The organism is Pseudomonas sp. MYb2, assembly GCF_002979955.1.
In the GTDB taxonomy this organism is placed as follows: Bacteria; Pseudomonadota; Gammaproteobacteria; order Pseudomonadales; family Pseudomonadaceae; genus Aquipseudomonas.
In genome coordinates this window covers 91238-107947 of the sequence record NZ_PCQC01000002.1, presented here as the reverse complement: position 1 = coordinate 107947, position 16710 = coordinate 91238, and the positions used below count along the sequence as shown (strand labels likewise).

Sequence of the window (16710 nt, the reverse complement as noted above, 5' to 3'; positions counted from 1 at the left end):
CAAGGGTTTTGTGGCGTTTTCAGCATCCGGCCCAATTCCATACCCCGATTTGCCGTTATCATGTCGCCCATTCCCGGCGCCCCAGCGGCGCACCCCTGATCAAAAGCGAACACCCAACATGCACACCCTTGCTCAATTGCGCGCCGGCGAGTTGTCGGGCATCACGCGGCTGGACCTGTCCTGCGGACTGACCGAGTTCCCGGCCGAGATTTTCGAACTGGCCGACACTCTGGAAATCCTCAACCTCAGCGGCAACGCACTGAGCAGTCTGCCGGATGACCTGCATCGTCTGACGCGCCTGCGGGTGCTGTTCTGTTCCGACAACCCGTTCACCGAACTGCCGGCCTGTCTCGGCCAATGCGCGGCGCTGACGATGGTCGGCTTCAGAGCCAATCGCATCGTCAACGTACCCGGCGAAGCTCTGCCGCCGCACTTGCGCTGGCTGATCCTGACCGACAACTGCATCGAAAGCCTGCCGAGGGAACTCGGTGAGCGCCCGGCCCTGCAAAAGCTCATGCTGTCCGGCAACCGCCTGCATGCGCTGCCGCCTTCGTTGAGCAACTGCCATCGGCTTGAGTTGCTGCGCATTTCCGCCAACCGCCTGACCGAACTGCCGCAGTGGCTGCTCGCGCTGCCGAGCCTGACCTGGCTAGCGTACGCCGGTAACCCGCTGGAAACCGAGGCAGACGCCGCCGCGCTGGAAGCGACGCCGCAGATTGCCTGGTCGGCGCTGCGTCTGGAGCAACGGTTGGGTGAAGGTGCCTCGGGAGTGATTTCCCGGGCGAGCTGGCAACGCGACGACGGCTCAGTGACGTCGGTGGCGGTGAAATTGTACAAAGGTGAAATGACCAGCGACGGTTCGCCGCTGCACGAAATGAACGCCTGTATCACCGCCGGCCTGCATCCCAATCTGATCCGCATCGAGGGGCGCATCAGTGGCCATCCCGACGGCCAGCAGGGATTGGTGATGCAACTGATCGATCCGTCCTTCCGTAACCTCGCCGACCTGCCAAGCCTGGCATCCTGCTCGCGGGATGTTTACGCCGAGGATTGCCGGTTCAGTGTCGAGGTGGCGCTGAACATTGCCAGAGGCATCGCCTCGGCAGCGGAGCATCTGCATCAGCAAGGGATCACCCACGGCGATCTCTACGGGCACAACATTTTGTTGAACGAGCGCGGCGATTGCCTGCTCGGGGATTTTGGCGGGGCGTCGTTCCATGCCATTGCCGACACGGCGCAAACGCGCGCGCTGCAACGTATCGAAGTACGTGCGTTCGGGATTCTGTTGGGTGAGTTGCTGGCGCGCATCGACTCGGGGTTGAGTGATCAACTGCGTACGGTGCTTGAAGAGCTGGAGCGACGTTGCTGTCAGGCGGATGTGCTGGCGCGGCCGGGGTTTGCTGAGGTCATGCGGCAGCTTGAGAATCTGTGACCGCTGCGCGGTCCATCGCGAGCAGGCTCACGCCTACAGTGGACGGTGGTGATCACGAATGATGTGTTCACCTCTGGCCTGTAGGCCTTCGCCTGCTCGCGATGTGGCCATCACTGATGCAGTCGATCAGCCCGCCAGGCCAACAAACATGTCCTGCACGTCATCATGGTTGTCGAGGCCTTCGAGGAACGCTTCAACCTCAGCCATCTGCTCGTCGCTCAGGCCGCTGACCGGGTTCTTCGGCTGATAGCCAAGCTTGGCCGACAGTACCGTGAAACCTTGCTCCGGCAGGGATTTCTGCACCGCGTCAAGGTCAGTCGGGTCGGTCAGGAACAGCGTCGCGCCGTCTTCACCCGCTTCAAAATCCTGGGCTCCGGCTTCGATGGCAGCCATTTCCGGATCGGCGTCCGGGGAGTCCGGCGAGGCTTCGATCATGCCGACGTGGTTGAAGTCCCAGGCCACGGAGCCGGAAGCGCCCAATTGGCCCTTGCGGAACGCGACGCGGATTTCCGCTACGGTACGGTTGACGTTGTCAGTCACGCACTCGACGATCAGCGGCACCTGATGCGGGGCGAAACCTTCGTAGGTCACGCGATGGTATTGCACCGCTTCACCCAGCAGACCTGCGCCTTTCTTGATCGCGCGATCGAGGGTTTCTTTCGGCATCGAGGCTTTCTTGGCCTGTTCGACCACCAGACGCAGGTGTGCGTTGGTGGCAGTATCGGCACCGTTGCGCGCAGCAATGGTGATTTCTTTCACCAGCTTGCCGAAGATTTTGCCCCTGGCGTTGGCTGCCGCTTCTTTGTGTTTAACCTTCCACTGTGCGCCCATTACTCACTCTCTTGATCTGTGGCGCCGAGACATCTATTGGCCGACGCGTGGCGCCAAGTTTATACGGCCTAAAGTCGGCAATCGACCAAAAAAATCGTAATGCTGAATCGACATTTTCACCAGAACGTGTAGGGCGATTCTGAAAAGCCGCTTTGACATAACCATTCAGCGCTGCGGTTTCGTACCCTCTGGGGCCATATTGCCAGACAGAGCCTGTGCGAATGCTCAATGACATGGAAAGTCCCTTCACGCTGACCCTGACCGACAGTGGGTTGCAAATGCCGGTGTTGCGTTTTCGCGGTGAGGAAGCGCTCAATCACCCCTACCGCTTCGACATTGAACTGATCGGCCTCGGCCAGGCCATGGCCCCAGCCACGCTGTTGCAGCAGCCGGCATTTCTGCATCTGAGTGACCATCACGGGATTCACGGCCGCATCGAAAGCGCCAGTTGCGAACATCGCGGCGCCCATAGAGTCGGCTATCGACTGCTGCTGGTACCCTCTCTGCAACAGCTCGCTCCAGCGCACAAGCGCCGCGTATTCGTAAACTTGAGCGTGCCGCAGATTCTCCAACGGTTACTTGAGGAAAACGCGCTGCCGATCGACAGTTACCGAATGGAGATGATCGTTGACCAATACCCCCATCGCGAGTTCTGTATCCAATATGAGGAAAGCGACCTGGCATTGCTGCAACGACTGTGCGAGGAAGAAGGCATTCATTACCACTTCGAGCATGACCTGAACGGGCATGTCGTGGTGTTCGCCGATGACAGCCTGAGCTTGCCCCAAGACACCACGCTCCTGCCGTTCAGTCTCGATGACGATGCGCCCTCGCCGTGTATCGCCACGTTGTTCCAGCGCCATGACGCGGTGCCGGTTGCGCCGCTACGCCATGTGCGCGATCGCGGACACCGACACGTCAGCGAGGATGCCGCCAACCAGACTGTCATCGGCCCGACAACGGCGCTGTCAAAGCAGCATCGCTATGCCGAACAACGCAGTCGTCGCCATCTGCAGCGTCAGCGCTGTCAATATCGCTCGATCCATGGCCGTAGCAATTGCGCGGATTTGCTCAGTGGTCAATTGATTCAGGTCGCGGAGCATCCGATCAACAGTTTCAACGAACAATGGTTGATCACCGAAATGCACCATCATGGGCAGCAACCGTCGATTCTCGATCCGACACCCAGCGTTTACCGTTACCACAACGATTTCGTTGCCCTGCCCTGGTCGACGGAATTTCGCCCGGCACTCAAGCAGCCGCGACCGATGATCCCCGGCTATCACCAGGCGCGCGTACTCGGCACGCCCGGGCAGCCAGCCACCCTCGATGACCAAGGCCGAATCAACGTCAACCTGTGGCCAGGCTCAACTGTGCAGGCAGACGATGGAATATGGCTGCCGATTGCCCTGACCAACGCCAATGGGCGGATCGCAGCCCATGAACTGCCCTGTGCCGGCAGTGAGGTATGGGTGAGTTTTCTCGACAGCGATCCGGATCGACCGATCCTCTGCCTGGGCACGCAAGGCGAACTGCCGCAGCAACAAATACCGCCCACTCAAGCCTGTCCCCAGCTACTCGACTGGCTCCTCTACCGCAACTGACCCACCAGTGCAGGAGCTGCCGCAGGCTGCGATCTTTTGATCTTGTTTGTTAAAAAACCAGATCAAAAGATCGCAGCCTGCGGCAGCTCCTACACAGGGTGGTGGGTTTTCAGGCTTTGTCCGCCTTACCCGCCGCCGCGGCGAATTTTGCCAGGCGCACGTCCAGATGCCGTGGTCGGCGACCGTGGTCTTCAGCGCGCTCCTTGCGCCGGATGGCGTTGCGCACCATCAGCGAACCGAAGTAACGAATCGGTTCCGGCGGGAAGTAGCCCAGCGGGCCGTTGACCAGCGGCGAGCGCGTCCACGGGTTATCCAGGCCCTGCACCAGCGACGCGAGAATCTGCCCGCCCATGTGACACGGACCGACGCCGCTACCGGAATAGCCGAAACCGTAAAACACATTGCCGCTGCTGCTCATCTGCCCGAAAAACGGCAGGCCGGTCACCGAGCGATCCGAGGGACCGTTCCAGGTCGCGTCGACTTTGACCTCGGCAAACGCCGGGAAAAAATCGGCAAGACTGCGCTGGAGCAGCCCCGCATAGGGCGACGGCTGATCGAATACCGGCAGCATCCGCCCGCCATAAGCGAACGTGTTGCCGCCCTTGCCGAGCATGATCCGGCCGTCCGGGGTGTTGTGGTAGTAGTGGACGAAAATCCGTGAATCGAGCACGGTGACGCCACTGGTCAAGCCGATTTCCTGCAACAGTTCCGGGCGCGGTTCGGTGATCAGCATGTCGCTGGAAACGATCGCCACACTGCGTTCGAACTGCGGGAAAGCGCGGGCCATCCAGGCGTTCATCGCCAGCACTACACGGTCGGCGATCACATTGCCGTTCGCTGTCTGGATACGCGCCGGACGGCCCTCCTCCAGCCCGGTCATCGCCGTGTTTTCGTGGATTTTCACGCCCAGTTGCAACGCCACCCGGCGCAAACCGCGTACCAGTTTGCCGGGTTGCACACTCGCCGCTGCCGGCGAAAACCAGCCCTCCAGATGTTTGCCGGAGCCAGCCATGCGCTGGACATCGGCCACTGGACGCTGGCTGAACGAGTTGATGCCGTTACGCTCCAGCGCGGCGATCACCGCGTCGGTCGAGCCGACCTGCGCGCGATTGGTCGCGGTGTACAACGTGCCGTCGAGCCGGTAATCGGCATCCACGCCGTAGCGCTCGCAAAACTCGCCGATGGCATGAATGCTGCGCTCCGATTCCTTGACCAGACGTACTGCCTCCTCGACGCCGAACAGGCGCTCAAGGGTGAAATACTTGGCCGACCACGACAGCGCGCAGCCACCGTTGCGCCCACTGGCGCCAGCGCCGCAGATGTCCGCTTCGATCAGCAGCACATCGATTTCGGGGTTCTGCTGTTTGAGCATGATCGCCGTCCACAAACCGGTGTAACCGCCGCCGACGATGCACACGTCAGTGCGCACTTCGCCTTGCAGCGGCGCACAGATTTCAGAAGTATCGGTCTGCAAGGCCTGCTCCAGCCAAAACGGTCTCATGGGTTTTCTCCAGTCAATTGGCCACGACACAGCCTGCCGCGAGCGCCGCAGCAGGCCGCGAGGCAAGGGGTTTCAGGAACGCAGGGGTTTGATCGTCAACGGGCAATTGGGAATGGATGCGCGCGGTTCCATCACGCCGACCGGGCGACTGTTCCAGTGTGGAATCAGCACCAGTGCCGAGAACAAGGCGCAACCGGCGAAGACAATGAACACCGTGACCGTATCGAAGTATCCGGGAAGCAAACCGCCAAGCACCGCGCCGACCGAGCCGCAGCCGTTAACGAAGCCTGCCGCCGTGGCGCCAGCCTTGGCCTTGCCGAAGTCGATGGCAGCCGCACCGCTGATCATCGAATCCGGGCCGTACAGGGTCAGGCCCATGACAAACAACAGCGCCACCACGATTATCACGCTACCGGACTGCAACGCCGCCATGAACAGCGCCAGCGTCACGGTGAGCAAGAGCAGACTGATCACGCACGCGGGCATGCGGCGGGCGCCGAACAGTTTGTCCGAGGCCAGACCGATCATGATCGGCCCGAGCAAACCGGCCAGTTCGAACGAGGTCGGAATGATTGCCGCGCCGACCTTGCCGACGCTGGGCATCTGTTCGAAAACGATCACCGGCCCCCACAACAGAATCGCGTAACGCGCCGGTTTCAACATGAAATACGCCAGGCCCAACACCAGTACCGTGCGGTTGCGCAGGATTTCCTTCAACGGTTCCCAGACACTGAGTTTGCTGTTGGCTGCGGTTTCTTCAGCCGTGAGTTCGGGCTCCGGCTCGACTGCCGGCAAGCCGACGTCTTCCGGTTTATTGCGTTGGAAGATAAAGAACAACACCGCGACCACGGCGACCACGGCGGCACTGGAAATAAACGCCGCGTGCCAACTGCCAACGAGCGTGTATGCCCACCAACCGGCAAACGGTGACGCCACCAGACCACCAAAGGCATAGCAGGAACTCCATAACCCGAGCACCCGCCCGCGCTGTTGCGCAGGGAAGAAACTGCCAAGGTTTTTACACAACCCCGACCATCCCGTTGATTGCGCCAAACCTTGAATCAACATGCAGGTGGCGAAGATCGGCAGCGTGGCGAAACTTCCCATCACCAGCGCGGCAGCGGCGGAAATCAGCAAACCGCCGAGTACCACCACCCTTGGGCCAAAGCGGTCGGCGAGCATGCCCCAGGTGAACTGGCCGACGGCGTAAGCCGCCAGATAGATAGCATCAAGGTTGGCCATGGCCATTTTGTCGAGCATGAAGGTGGGGTCTTCGGCAATGCCGAGTTTGGCCACCGAGAAAGCTTTGCGGGTGAAGTAGAAAGCGGCGTACGCGAGCCAGGTGACAGCGAAAATCTGCACGCGCCAACGCGCAATGGTGCCGATGTGCTTGTTCATGGTGGTTCTGACCTCAGGGTGTGAGTGTGCCGGCAGAATCGTTAAGAAAAACGCCTGTGTTTTTATTGTTGAGCACTGCGATATCACCCCGTCCCTATGGCGATACCGGTCAGATGAGTCCTGCTGTTGCACGCACAGGCTCATCGCCATCCCTGCTGCCCGTCCGGACAGTCAGCGATGGCGTGAGCGGATCAAAGCAATTACTGTTTAATAAATAAAATCGATTTATCGTATTTCACACATAAGCTCAGCTTGTTACTGGAGCAATCATGTCGGTCTCCCACGCCCAGCTCAAAGCCTTCCATGCGGTGGCCGTGCATGGAAGCTTCACCCGCGCCGCCGAGCGCCTTTTTCTCACGCAACCGGCGATATCCGACCAAGTGCGGAAACTGGAGGAACGTTTCGGCGTTCTGCTGTTTCACCGCAATAAACGTTCCGTGCGCCTCACCGATCTGGGCGAACGGCTGTTGGCGATTACTCAACGCCTGTTCGTGATTGAAGCGGAAGCGCAAGAATTGTTGCAGGAATCCCAGGCCTTGCAGACCGGCAGCCTGATTCTGGCGGTGGATGCACCGGTGCATGTGTTGCCGCAGATCGCGCGGTTCTGCGAGCGCTATCCGGGTATCAGCGTAAAGATCGAGACGGGCAACACCGATGAATCGCTGTTCCGGCTATTCAACTATCAGGCGGATCTGGCACTGCTGGGGCGTGATGTCAGTGATGAGCGCTTGATGTGTGTGCCACTGCGTAACGATCCGATGGTGGCGTTCGTGTCGCGCAATCACCCATGGGCCGAGCGCGAATCGATCTGCCTTGCGGACCTCGATGACACGCCGTTGGTGTTGCGTGAGCACGGCTCGGTGACACGGCAGACCCTGGAAGAAGAAATGGCTCGCGCAGGGTTTCGCATTCGTCCGGCGATTCAGGTTGAAGGCCGCGAAGCCGCGCGCGAGGCGGTGGTGGTGGGGATTGGCGTAGGGGTGGTGTCGGCGGCGGAATTTGGTGCGGATTCGCGGGTGTGCGCCCTGCCCATTATCGACTGCACCCGGCGTTTGACCGAAACCCTGGTGTGCTTGCGTGAACAAAGCTCGCGGCGTGTGGTGGCGACGTTTCTGGAGATGGTTCGCGAGAGCCTGCAATAGCACCGAGCCTGCGACGCCATCCGTAGGACGTGGTCTTTTTCGTCGTGAAACGAATGTATCCAGTTCGACAACGTCAGCTACAATTGCGCTTCTTCACATGTGACAAGAAATTTCACAACATCATTGACCGTGACGCATCGAACCTCACACTGTTCGATGCCGGAATCCAGTACCCATCGCGATGAAAATAATAGATTCGGTTCGAGATCACTTCTGGAAAAAATGGATTCGCCAGCATGACTGCAAAGTCGCCGGCGGCATTTTTTCGTTGCACAAGCGTTCGAGGCTGATTCTTGAAGAACACGTCAGCATTGGCCATGTGGTGATCGAGTCGAAACAACTCGCCATCGGTGCGCACACTTACATCAGAAGTGATTGCGTACTGTCTGCTGTTTCCTCGATTGGCAGGTTTTGTTCAATCAGCACGCGGTGTTTTATTGGCCAGCAGAAGAGTTCTCATCCAACCGACTGGCTCAGCTCACATCCCTTTCAGTACACCGGAACGGCATTGACGTTCGACCCGGTAGTGGCTGATGTCACGATTGGCCACGACGTCTGGATTGGCCACAGCGCGATGATCCTTGAAGGTGTACAGATTGGTACCGGCGCCATTATCGCGACCCGCGCGCTGGTCACTCAGGATGTGCCGCCCTACGCGATCGTTGCCGGCACTCCGGCGAAAATCATCAAGTATCGGCATGACCCGGACACCATCGAAAAGCTACTCGCCAGCGAGTGGTGGAATGTGGATGTAAATGCTCTCCAGACACTGCCGCTGGATGATCCCGAAGCCGCTTTGATTCAGTTGCAAGGAATGCCGCTCAAACAGGCGACCTACCGGAAAATTGAAGTTTCGCGAAAAAATACGGCAGTTCTGCCAGCGACTCCGCTATTGGTCATTGCGGCGCCAATGCAAAAAATGCCTGAATCAATCGTAAATCCCGGCGTCGCTCCATGCAGCCAATCATGTGCCGGTTCACCAGCCCTTCCCCCGCAATCGGAATTGCCACCACTCGCGGGTCGTGGCTGACCTCCACCGATGACACCACGCCAACGCCCAGCTCGGCGGCCACCGCTTCGGTTACGGCTTCGCGGCTATCGAGCTCCAGCAACACACGCGGATGGATCGACGCCTGCGCACACGCCTCATCAAACGTGCGCCGGGTGATCGAACTCGGCTCGCGCAGCACCATGATCACCTGATCCAGTTCCTTGAGTTTCACTTCACCGGCACGCACCGCCCACGGATGCCCCGCCGGCACCAGTGCGCAAATCTGCGACTCGCTCAACCCCTGTAAATGCAGACCCTTGCGCGGCTCGACTTCGGTCAGCACCGCCACGTCCGCGTGCTCGGACAACAACGCCGCCAAGGTTTCCTGGGCATTGCCCAAGCGCAGATTCACCGTGATCCCCGGATACCGCGCGCGCAGACTGGCGAGCATCGGCATGACCATGTGCGGGCCGTCCGCCGCCACTTCCAGGCGTCCGGTGAGCAATTGTCGATTGGCCTCGAGCAGCACCTGCGCTTCCTCCGCGAGGCCGAACATTGCCCGAGTGATCGCCGCGAGTTTGGTGCCCTCCTCGGTCAGTTCCACCCGTCGTGCAGTCCGTCGCAACAGAGTGATCTGGTAGTGCTCCTCCAGCGCCTTGATGTGCCCGGTGACCGCCGGCTGACTGATGAACAACCGCGCCGCAGCGCGGGTGAAGCTGCCTTCACGGGCGACGGCGTCGAAGGCGCGCAGCTGAAACAAGTTCATGAATAACTCTCACTGATGGCTGGCATAACAACAAACAATTTGATTGATACAACGGCGAATTGCAACGTATGCCCCGTAGCTTCATCCCCCAGCGCTATCCGAGGACACACGAATGAGTATCGCCGAACCCATCCTGCTCACTCCCGGCCCGTTGACCACTTCGGCCCGCACCCGCCAGGCGATGATGGTCGACTGGGGGTCATGGGATGACCGCTTCAATCAACTGACTGCCAGCCTCTGCGAGCAACTGCTGGCAATCCTCAACGGCGCCGCGACTCACCACTGCGTGCCGTTGCAGGGCAGCGGCACCTTTGCCGTCGAAGCCGCCATCGGCACCTTGGTGCCGCGCGACGGTAAAGTTCTGGTGCTGATCAACGGTGCCTACGGCAAGCGTCTGGCGAAGATCTGCGAAGTACTCGGCCGTTCGTTCAGCACCTTCGAAACCGCTGAAGACGAACCGACCACCGCCGCCGACGTCGACCGCCTGCTGCGTGCCGACGGCGACATCACTCACGTCGCGTTGATCCACTGCGAAACCAGCACCGGGATTCTTAACCCTTTGGCGGGAATCGCCGAAGTCGTTGAGCAACACGGCAAACGCCTGATCATCGATGCCATGAGCTCCTTCGGCGCGTTGCCGGTGGATGCGCAGAAAGTCCCGTTCGATGCATTGATCGCCGCGTCCGGCAAATGTCTGGAAGGCGTGCCGGGGATGGGTTTTGTCTTCGCCCGCAAAGAATCGCTGGCTGCGGCTGCCGGCAATTCGCATTCGCTGGCGATGGACCTGTTCGACCAGCACGCTTACATGACGAAAACCGGTCAATGGCGCTTCACCCCGCCGACCCATGTGGTCGCGGCGCTGCACGAAGCGTTGTTGCAGTACAACGAAGAAGGTGGCCTGCCGGCGCGGCATGCACGCTATGCCGCCAACTGCCAGGCATTGATGGAAGAGATGGCCAAGCTTGGCTTGCGCAGCTTCCTGCCAGCGGCGATTCAGGCGCCCATCATCGCCACGTTCCATGCTCCGCAAGATCCGCGTTATCAGTTCAAGGACTTCTACGAACGGGTCAAGGCCAAGGGCTACATCCTTTATCCGGGCAAGCTCACTCAGGTTGAAACGTTCCGTGTCGGCTGTATCGGTCACGTCAGCCCGGACGAAATGCGCCAGGCCGTCGCGGCTGTTGGTGAAGTGCTGCGCGAAATGGAAGTCCTCGATATCTAAAACCCACACAAATCCCCTGTAGGAGTGAGCCTGCTCGCGATGAGGCCGTGTCAGTCGACGAAGATGTTGAATGATCAACCGCTATCGCAAGCAGGCTCACTCCTACAGTTTGAACTGCATTTCAAATCAGGAATTTAATTGCCATGAACTACGTCAATCCAAGCAAACTGCAAGCCGCGATCCTCGACTGGGCTGGCACCGTGGTCGATTTCGGTTCGTTCGCCCCCACGCAGATTTTTGTCGAAGCCTTCGCCGAATTCGACGTGCAAGTCTCCATCGAAGAAGCTCGCGGGCCGATGGGCATGGGCAAGTGGGATCACATCCGTACCCTGTGCGATCAGCCGCAAGTCGCCGAGCGCTATCGCAAAGTGTTCGGCCGCTCGCCGACCGATGATGATGTCACTGCAATCTACAAGCGTTTCATGCCACTGCAGATCGAGAAAATCGCCGAGCACTCGGCGCTGATTCCCGGCGCCCTGGAAACCATCGCCAAGCTGCGCCAGCAAGGGATCAAGATCGGTTCGTGCTCCGGCTATCCGAAACAGGTCATGGATAAAGTCGTCGAACTGGCCGCCACCAACGGTTACGTCGCCGACCACGTGGTCGCCACCGACGAAGTGCCGAACGGCCGCCCATGGCCGGCTCAGGCGTTGGCCAACGTGATAGCGCTGGGCATTGACGATGTCGCTGCGTGCGTGAAAATCGACGACACCGTGCCGGGCATCCTCGAAGGTCGCCGCGCCGGGATGTGGACGGTCGCGCTGATCTGCTCGGGCAACGCGCTGGGCCTCGATTACCAAGGCTTCCGGGCGCTGGGCAGCGATGAACTGGCCTCTGAACGCAAGCGTATCCACGCGCTGTTCGAAAGCTCGCGCCCACACTACATGATCGACACCATCAGCGATTTGCCGCAAGTGATTGCCGACATCAACAAACGCCTGGCGGCGGGTGAGATGCCGCAGAACGATTAAGACCGACTAAAAAAACCGCCAACTGATAAACAGTTGGCGGTTTTTTATTGAACAACTTAAATACTCAATCGGATTCCAGGCTGTTAAACCCGAGTAATCCTAAAAAATCAAACAACAACATTCACTCAACAACAAGATTGCCTTCTGCGTCATATTTCAATCCGTCCGCATAACGAATCGAACCGTCCGCCAATTGCTCGCTGCCGTCAGCCCAGACGATACGACCATCTGGAAACTCAACTGTCTCATCCGGCCAGACAATACGACCGTCCGGATGCTCTACCCTGCCGTCAGCATGCTGAATGATACCGTCCGGCCGGGTGATCTGGTTGCGCTCAGCATTGACGACGCTACCATCGATCAGTGTGGTCGACCCGTCGGGCTTGCCAATACTGCCGAGGGCGTTCACCAGATTGATCAGGGCCACTGGATCAATGTTGATGTTGAAGGTAGGCCACGGCATTGGCGGACGGACGCTTACCGGTGGGTTGGTGCCTGGCGTCACTGGCTTGACCGGTGGTTTGGTGCCCGGCGCTACTGGCTTGACTGGAGGTTTGACCGGCGGTTTCACGGGAGGCTTGACCGGTGGTTTGACCGGGGCAGGCTTGACTGGCGGCTTGACCGGAACTACCGGCGGCTTGACCACGGGTTTGGAGGGCGAAGTCACTGGCGGTTTGCCGGGCACAGGTTTGGGTCGCGATACCGGTGGTTTTGCCATCGCTTTTTTTACAATGTTCTTACTCTGTTTACGATCCAGAAGAATACTGAAAGTCATCTATAAATCCTTTTATACAAAATCCTGTCATTAATGAAATCACTTCTAAACCAACCGGCTCAAAAGTAACAACTGCCCGCAACACTAACCACCCCGACCATTTCAATCAAATGCTCTACAGATTCAAAACATAAACAACAACCGGTTACATCGAAACAGATCAAACTTTCCACAGACACTAAACAGGTCATAAAAGAGCAGATAAAAAAACTTCTGATGCATTCAGGCAAAAATGCTCAAGGACGTTTACAGTTAATGCATGCCGTCGGAGAAACGGCGCACTGGAGCCTGAACCGAGAGGAACACCGTATGCCGTGGACAAGTTCAGAATCGCGCTACAGCACTGTGTCGGTGCTGCTGCACTGGCTGATGCTGGTGTTGTTGGTGCTGGTCTATGCCAGCATGGAATTGCGCGGCCTCTTTCCCAAGGGCAGTGGCGGCCGCACGCTGATCCGCGAAGTGCATTACATGCTTGGCCTGACCGTGTTTGTACTTGTGTGGTTTCGCCTGCTCGCACGTAGCCTCGGTCCGGCGCCGAAGATCTTCCCGGCTTCACCGCAATGGCAAACCGTACTGGCGCGACTGATGCACTGGGCGCTGTACCTGTTCATGATCAGCATGCCGATTCTCGGCTGGCTGATCACCAGCGCTGAAGGGCACCAGGTGATGTTTTATGGCTTTGATCTGCCGCTGCTGGTCGCAGAAAACAAAGACTTCGCCAAGCAGATAGAGCATTGGCACGTGCTGATCGCCACGATCGGTTACTGGCTGATCGGGCTGCATGCGCTGGCGGGGATCTATCACCATTATGTGGTGGGCGATAACACGCTGTTGCGGATGATGCCCAAGCGCGGTTGACTGTTGGAAGTTGCCATTGTGCCGAGTGGGTGTGCACCCCCACCCCAGGTCAGGTGCAGTCAGGAAGAAAGAGAGAACCCGCGTCGGCCCTGCAGGCCGCCGGTATGGACGAAGATCAGCCGCGTCCCCATGGCAACCCTGCCCGCTTCGACCTGTTCCTTAAGCGCCAACAATGCTTTGCCGGTGTACAGCGGTTCCAGTGGTACGCCGCTGGCCTGCTCGTTCTGCTCGATAAACTTCAGCAACGACGGATCTACCTTGGCAAAACCGCCACGGCTGGCTTCGATCAACTCGTAGCCCGCATTCGCCCTCCCTGCTGCTTGCAGGATCGACTCGATATTCGTCGCCACGCCATGATCCTGCGGCACCGCCAGTGCGCCAAACACCGGATGCGCCCCCGCCTCGGCCAGCACTAACCCCGCCAGCGTCGTGCCGGTGCCGCAGGCCAGCCACCAGCCGTGATAATCGCTCCAGCCGAGCGCGTGCAACTGCGCGTCGAGTTGCTGTTTGATCGCAGCGCAACCCAGCGCGCCGGCCAATCCCCCAGCGCCCTCGGGCACCGCATACAACTGCGGATACTGTGCGTGCCAAGGTTCCCAGAACCCCGGCTCGTGTCGCGCCCGATAGCCGCCGTAACCCAACCAATGCAATTGCATGCCGAACGCTTGCAGGTCCTGCACCGTCGGAGTGTCCTGCGCATGCCCGCGCAACAGCCCGACCGTTTTAAAGCCCAGACGCTTACCCGCCGCCGCCAAGGCATGCAAGTGATTGGAATGAGCGCCACCTGGACTGATGATGCCTTCAGCACCCGCACGCTCGGCAGCGTTGAGGTGTTCAGCGAGCTTGAACCATTTATTGCCACTGATCAGCGGGTCTATCTGGTCGAGGCGCAGGATGGCCACGTCAATACCGGCGGAGCTCAACCAGTCCAGATGAAGGTGTTCGAGGGGGGCATGGGGAAACATGAGCAGAGCACGATCTGAAAAAAACACATACTAGTAGGAGCTGCCGCAGGCTGCGATCTTTTGATCTTGTCTTGAAAAAACAGAATCAAAAGATCGCAGCCTGCAGCAGCTCCTACAGAGGGTATTTACAGTTCAGCGGCCAGGCGCGAGCCTTGATTGATCGCGCGTTTGGCATCCAGCTCTGCGGCGACATCGGCGCCGCCGATGAGGTGCACGTTCTGTCCGGCTTCGACCAGACCATCATGCAGTTCACGCAGCGGATCCTGCCCCGCACAAATCACGATGTTGTCCACCGCCAGCACTTGCGGCTCGCCGGTTTCGCCGATGCGGATGTGCAGACCTTCGTCGTCAATGCTCAGGTATTCAACGCTGTTGAGCATTTGCACCTGCTTGTTCTTCAAACCGGTGCGGTGAATCCAGCCAGTGGTTTTGCCCAGGCCATCGCCGACCTTGGTTTTCTTGCGCTGCAACAGGAACACTTCGCGCGCCGGCGCATGCGGAGCGGCTTTGATTCCGGCCACACCACCACGGGCTTCCAGTTGCGTATCGATGCCCCATTCTTTCCAGAACGCGGCACGGTCCTGACTGGTGGCCACGCCTTCATGGACGAGGAATTCCGACACGTCGAAACCGATACCGCCAGCGCCGATCACCGCCACGCGCTTGCCGACCGGCTTACGCTCAAGGATCACGTCGATGTAGCTCAACACCTTGGCATGCTCGACGCCGGGAATCGCCGGCAGACGCGGCGCAATACCGGTGGCGAGGATGATTTCGTCGTAGCCGCCTTCAACCAGTTTCGTCACGTCGACGCGGGTGTTCAGACACACCTCGACATTCGTCGTCTGCAACTTGCGCTTGAAGTAACGCAAGGTTTCGAAAAACTCTTCCTTGCCCGGCACACGTTTGGCGATGTTGAACTGACCGCCGATCTCGCTGGCCGAGTCGAACAGAGTCACCTGATGGCCACGCTCGGCCGCCACGGTCGCAGCAGACAAACCCGCAGGGCCGGCACCGACCACGGCGATTTTCTTGATCTGCTGCACCGGCAGATAGTTGAGTTCGGTCTCGTGGCACGCACGCGGATTGACCAGACAACTGGTGAGCTTGCCGCCGAAGGTGTGGTCAAGACACGCCTGGTTGCAACCGATGCAGGTGTTGATTTCGTCCGCGCGACCTTCAGCGGCTTTGTTGACGAAGTCCGGGTCGGCCAGAAACGGCCGCGCCATCGAAACCATGTCGGCATCGCCTTCGGCAAGAATCTGCTCGGCGATTTCCGGGGTATTGATGCGGTTGGTGGTGATCAGCGGAATGCTCACCGAACCGCGCAGCTTGGCCGTGACCTTGCTGAACGCCGCACGCGGCACTTTGGTGGCGATGGTCGGAATGCGCGCCTCGTGCCAACCGATACCGGTGTTGATGATGGTCGCACCGGCCTGCTCGATGGCTTTGGCGAGAATGACGATTTCATCCCAGGTGCTGCCGCCCTCGACCAGATCGAGCATCGACAGACGGAAAATGATGATGAAGTTCGGCCCCACCGCTTCGCGTACGCGGCGGACGATTTCCACCGGCAGGCGCATGCGGTTTTCGTAGCTGCCACCCCAACGGTCGGTGCGATGGTTGGTGTGCGCGGCGAGGAACTGGTTAATGAAATAACCTTCCGACCCCATGATCTCGACGCCGTCGTACTCAGCGGTTTGCGCCAAGACCGAGCACGTAACGAAATCGCTGATCTGCTTCTCGATGCCTTCCTCGTCCAGCTCTTTGGGCTTGAACGGGTTGATCGGTGCCTGAATTGCGCTCGGTGCGACCTGTTTCGGGCTGTAGGCATAACGGCCGGCGTGAAGAATCTGCATGCAGATCTTGCCGCCCGCGTCGTGCACCGCGCGGGTGACGATACGGTGCTTGAGCGCCTCTTCTTCAGTGGTCAGTTTGGCCGCGCCGGAATACACCCCGCCCTCGTCGTTCGGGCCGATCCCGCCGGTGACCATCAGGCCGACACCACCACGGGCACGCTCGGCGAAGTACGCCGCCATGCGCTCGAAGCCGCCCGGCTTCTCTTCCAGGCCGGTGTGCATCGAGCCCATCAGCGTACGGTTGCGCAGTGTGGTGAATCCCAGGTCCAGCGGGGCCAACAGGTGCGGGTAATGAGCGGCGGTCATCGGTAACTCCACAACGAGCGATCACGGAAAAAGTGCGGGAGCTCTGCGTCCCCCGTCAGTCATGTGGCACAGACTAAGAGTCATACTGC

The 16710-nt window shown here is 59.4% G+C and carries 13 protein-coding genes and 1 pseudogene; 7 read left to right on the top strand and 7 right to left on the bottom strand.

Going from position 1 to position 16710, the window contains the following annotated elements:
- The first annotated feature begins 118 nt into the window (after nucleotides 1-118).
- Nucleotides 119-1432 (top strand): leucine-rich repeat-containing protein kinase family protein, encoded by a 1314-nt coding sequence (locus tag CQ009_RS03335; RefSeq protein ID WP_105704858.1) that lies wholly within the window; start codon nucleotides 119-121, stop codon nucleotides 1430-1432.
- 126 nt (nucleotides 1433-1558) lie between these two features.
- Here CQ009_RS03335 and CQ009_RS03330 read toward each other — a convergent pair whose 3' ends face one another.
- Nucleotides 1559-2263 (bottom strand): YebC/PmpR family DNA-binding transcriptional regulator, encoded by a 705-nt coding sequence (locus tag CQ009_RS03330; protein ID WP_105704857.1) that lies wholly within the window; start codon nucleotides 2261-2263, stop codon nucleotides 1559-1561.
- A gap of 221 nt (nucleotides 2264-2484) precedes the next feature.
- On the opposite strand from CQ009_RS03330, the gene CQ009_RS03325 reads away from it, so the two are divergent.
- On the top strand, nucleotides 2485-3867 hold the full coding sequence (locus CQ009_RS03325; protein WP_105704856.1) for a type VI secretion system Vgr family protein: 1383 nt from the start codon (nucleotides 2485-2487) through the stop codon (nucleotides 3865-3867).
- A gap of 109 nt (nucleotides 3868-3976) precedes the next feature.
- Here the strand turns inward: CQ009_RS03325 and CQ009_RS03320 are convergent, their stop codons facing one another.
- Nucleotides 3977-5368, bottom strand: coding sequence for an FAD-dependent oxidoreductase (locus CQ009_RS03320; protein ID WP_105704855.1), 1392 nt, complete (start codon nucleotides 5366-5368; stop codon nucleotides 3977-3979).
- 72 nt (nucleotides 5369-5440) lie between these two features.
- Nucleotides 5441-6766 (bottom strand): MFS transporter, encoded by a 1326-nt coding sequence (locus CQ009_RS03315; RefSeq protein ID WP_064389243.1) that lies wholly within the window; start codon nucleotides 6764-6766, stop codon nucleotides 5441-5443.
- 269 nt (nucleotides 6767-7035) lie between these two features.
- Here CQ009_RS03315 and CQ009_RS03310 point away from each other — a divergent pair, with 269 nt between their 5' ends.
- A complete protein-coding gene (locus tag CQ009_RS03310) occupies nucleotides 7036-7908 on the top strand; it encodes a LysR family transcriptional regulator (RefSeq protein ID WP_064389242.1) in 873 nt (290 codons plus the stop codon).
- Between the two features lie 181 nt (nucleotides 7909-8089).
- Nucleotides 8090-8785, top strand: a pseudogene (locus CQ009_RS03305) (CatB-related O-acetyltransferase); the annotation flags it as partial.
- A 19-nt stretch (nucleotides 8786-8804) separates the two neighbouring features.
- On the opposite strand, the gene CQ009_RS03300 reads toward CQ009_RS03305, so the two are convergent.
- Nucleotides 8805-9665 carry a LysR substrate-binding domain-containing protein gene (locus CQ009_RS03300; RefSeq protein ID WP_064389239.1) on the bottom strand — a complete coding sequence of 287 codons (861 nt, stop codon included), beginning with the start codon at nucleotides 9663-9665 and terminating at the stop codon, nucleotides 8805-8807.
- A 112-nt stretch (nucleotides 9666-9777) separates the two neighbouring features.
- On the opposite strand from CQ009_RS03300, the gene CQ009_RS03295 reads away from it, so the two are divergent.
- Both CQ009_RS03295 and phnX read left to right on the top strand, forming a co-directional pair.
- Nucleotides 9778-10887 (top strand): 2-aminoethylphosphonate--pyruvate transaminase, encoded by a 1110-nt coding sequence (locus CQ009_RS03295; RefSeq protein WP_064389238.1) that lies wholly within the window; start codon nucleotides 9778-9780, stop codon nucleotides 10885-10887.
- A gap of 143 nt (nucleotides 10888-11030) precedes the next feature.
- Nucleotides 11031-11858 carry a phosphonoacetaldehyde hydrolase gene (phnX, locus tag CQ009_RS03285; RefSeq protein ID WP_064389237.1) on the top strand — a complete coding sequence of 276 codons (828 nt, stop codon included), beginning with the start codon at nucleotides 11031-11033 and terminating at the stop codon, nucleotides 11856-11858.
- 121 nt (nucleotides 11859-11979) lie between these two features.
- On the opposite strand, the gene CQ009_RS03280 is transcribed toward phnX, so the two are convergent.
- Nucleotides 11980-12633 carry a hypothetical protein gene (locus CQ009_RS03280; protein ID WP_105704854.1) on the bottom strand — a complete coding sequence of 218 codons (654 nt, stop codon included), beginning with the start codon at nucleotides 12631-12633 and terminating at the stop codon, nucleotides 11980-11982.
- 309 nt (nucleotides 12634-12942) lie between these two features.
- Here CQ009_RS03280 and CQ009_RS03275 point away from each other — a divergent pair, with 309 nt between their 5' ends.
- Nucleotides 12943-13491 carry a cytochrome b gene (locus CQ009_RS03275; RefSeq protein WP_064389235.1) on the top strand — a complete coding sequence of 183 codons (549 nt, stop codon included), beginning with the start codon at nucleotides 12943-12945 and terminating at the stop codon, nucleotides 13489-13491.
- Nucleotides 13492-13550: 59 nt separating this feature from the next.
- On the opposite strand, the gene CQ009_RS03270 is transcribed toward CQ009_RS03275, so the two are convergent.
- Together CQ009_RS03270 and CQ009_RS03265 are read right to left on the bottom strand one after the other, a co-directional pair.
- The gene (locus CQ009_RS03270) at nucleotides 13551-14456 is read right to left on the bottom strand and encodes a 1-aminocyclopropane-1-carboxylate deaminase/D-cysteine desulfhydrase (protein ID WP_105704853.1); all 906 of its coding nucleotides are present in this window, start codon (nucleotides 14454-14456) and stop codon (nucleotides 13551-13553) included.
- Nucleotides 14457-14581: 125 nt separating this feature from the next.
- Nucleotides 14582-16621: an NADPH-dependent 2,4-dienoyl-CoA reductase gene (locus CQ009_RS03265; RefSeq protein ID WP_105704852.1), complete on the bottom strand. Its 2040-nt coding sequence runs from the start codon at nucleotides 16619-16621 to the stop codon at nucleotides 14582-14584.
- Between the last annotated feature and the right edge of the window lie 89 nt (nucleotides 16622-16710).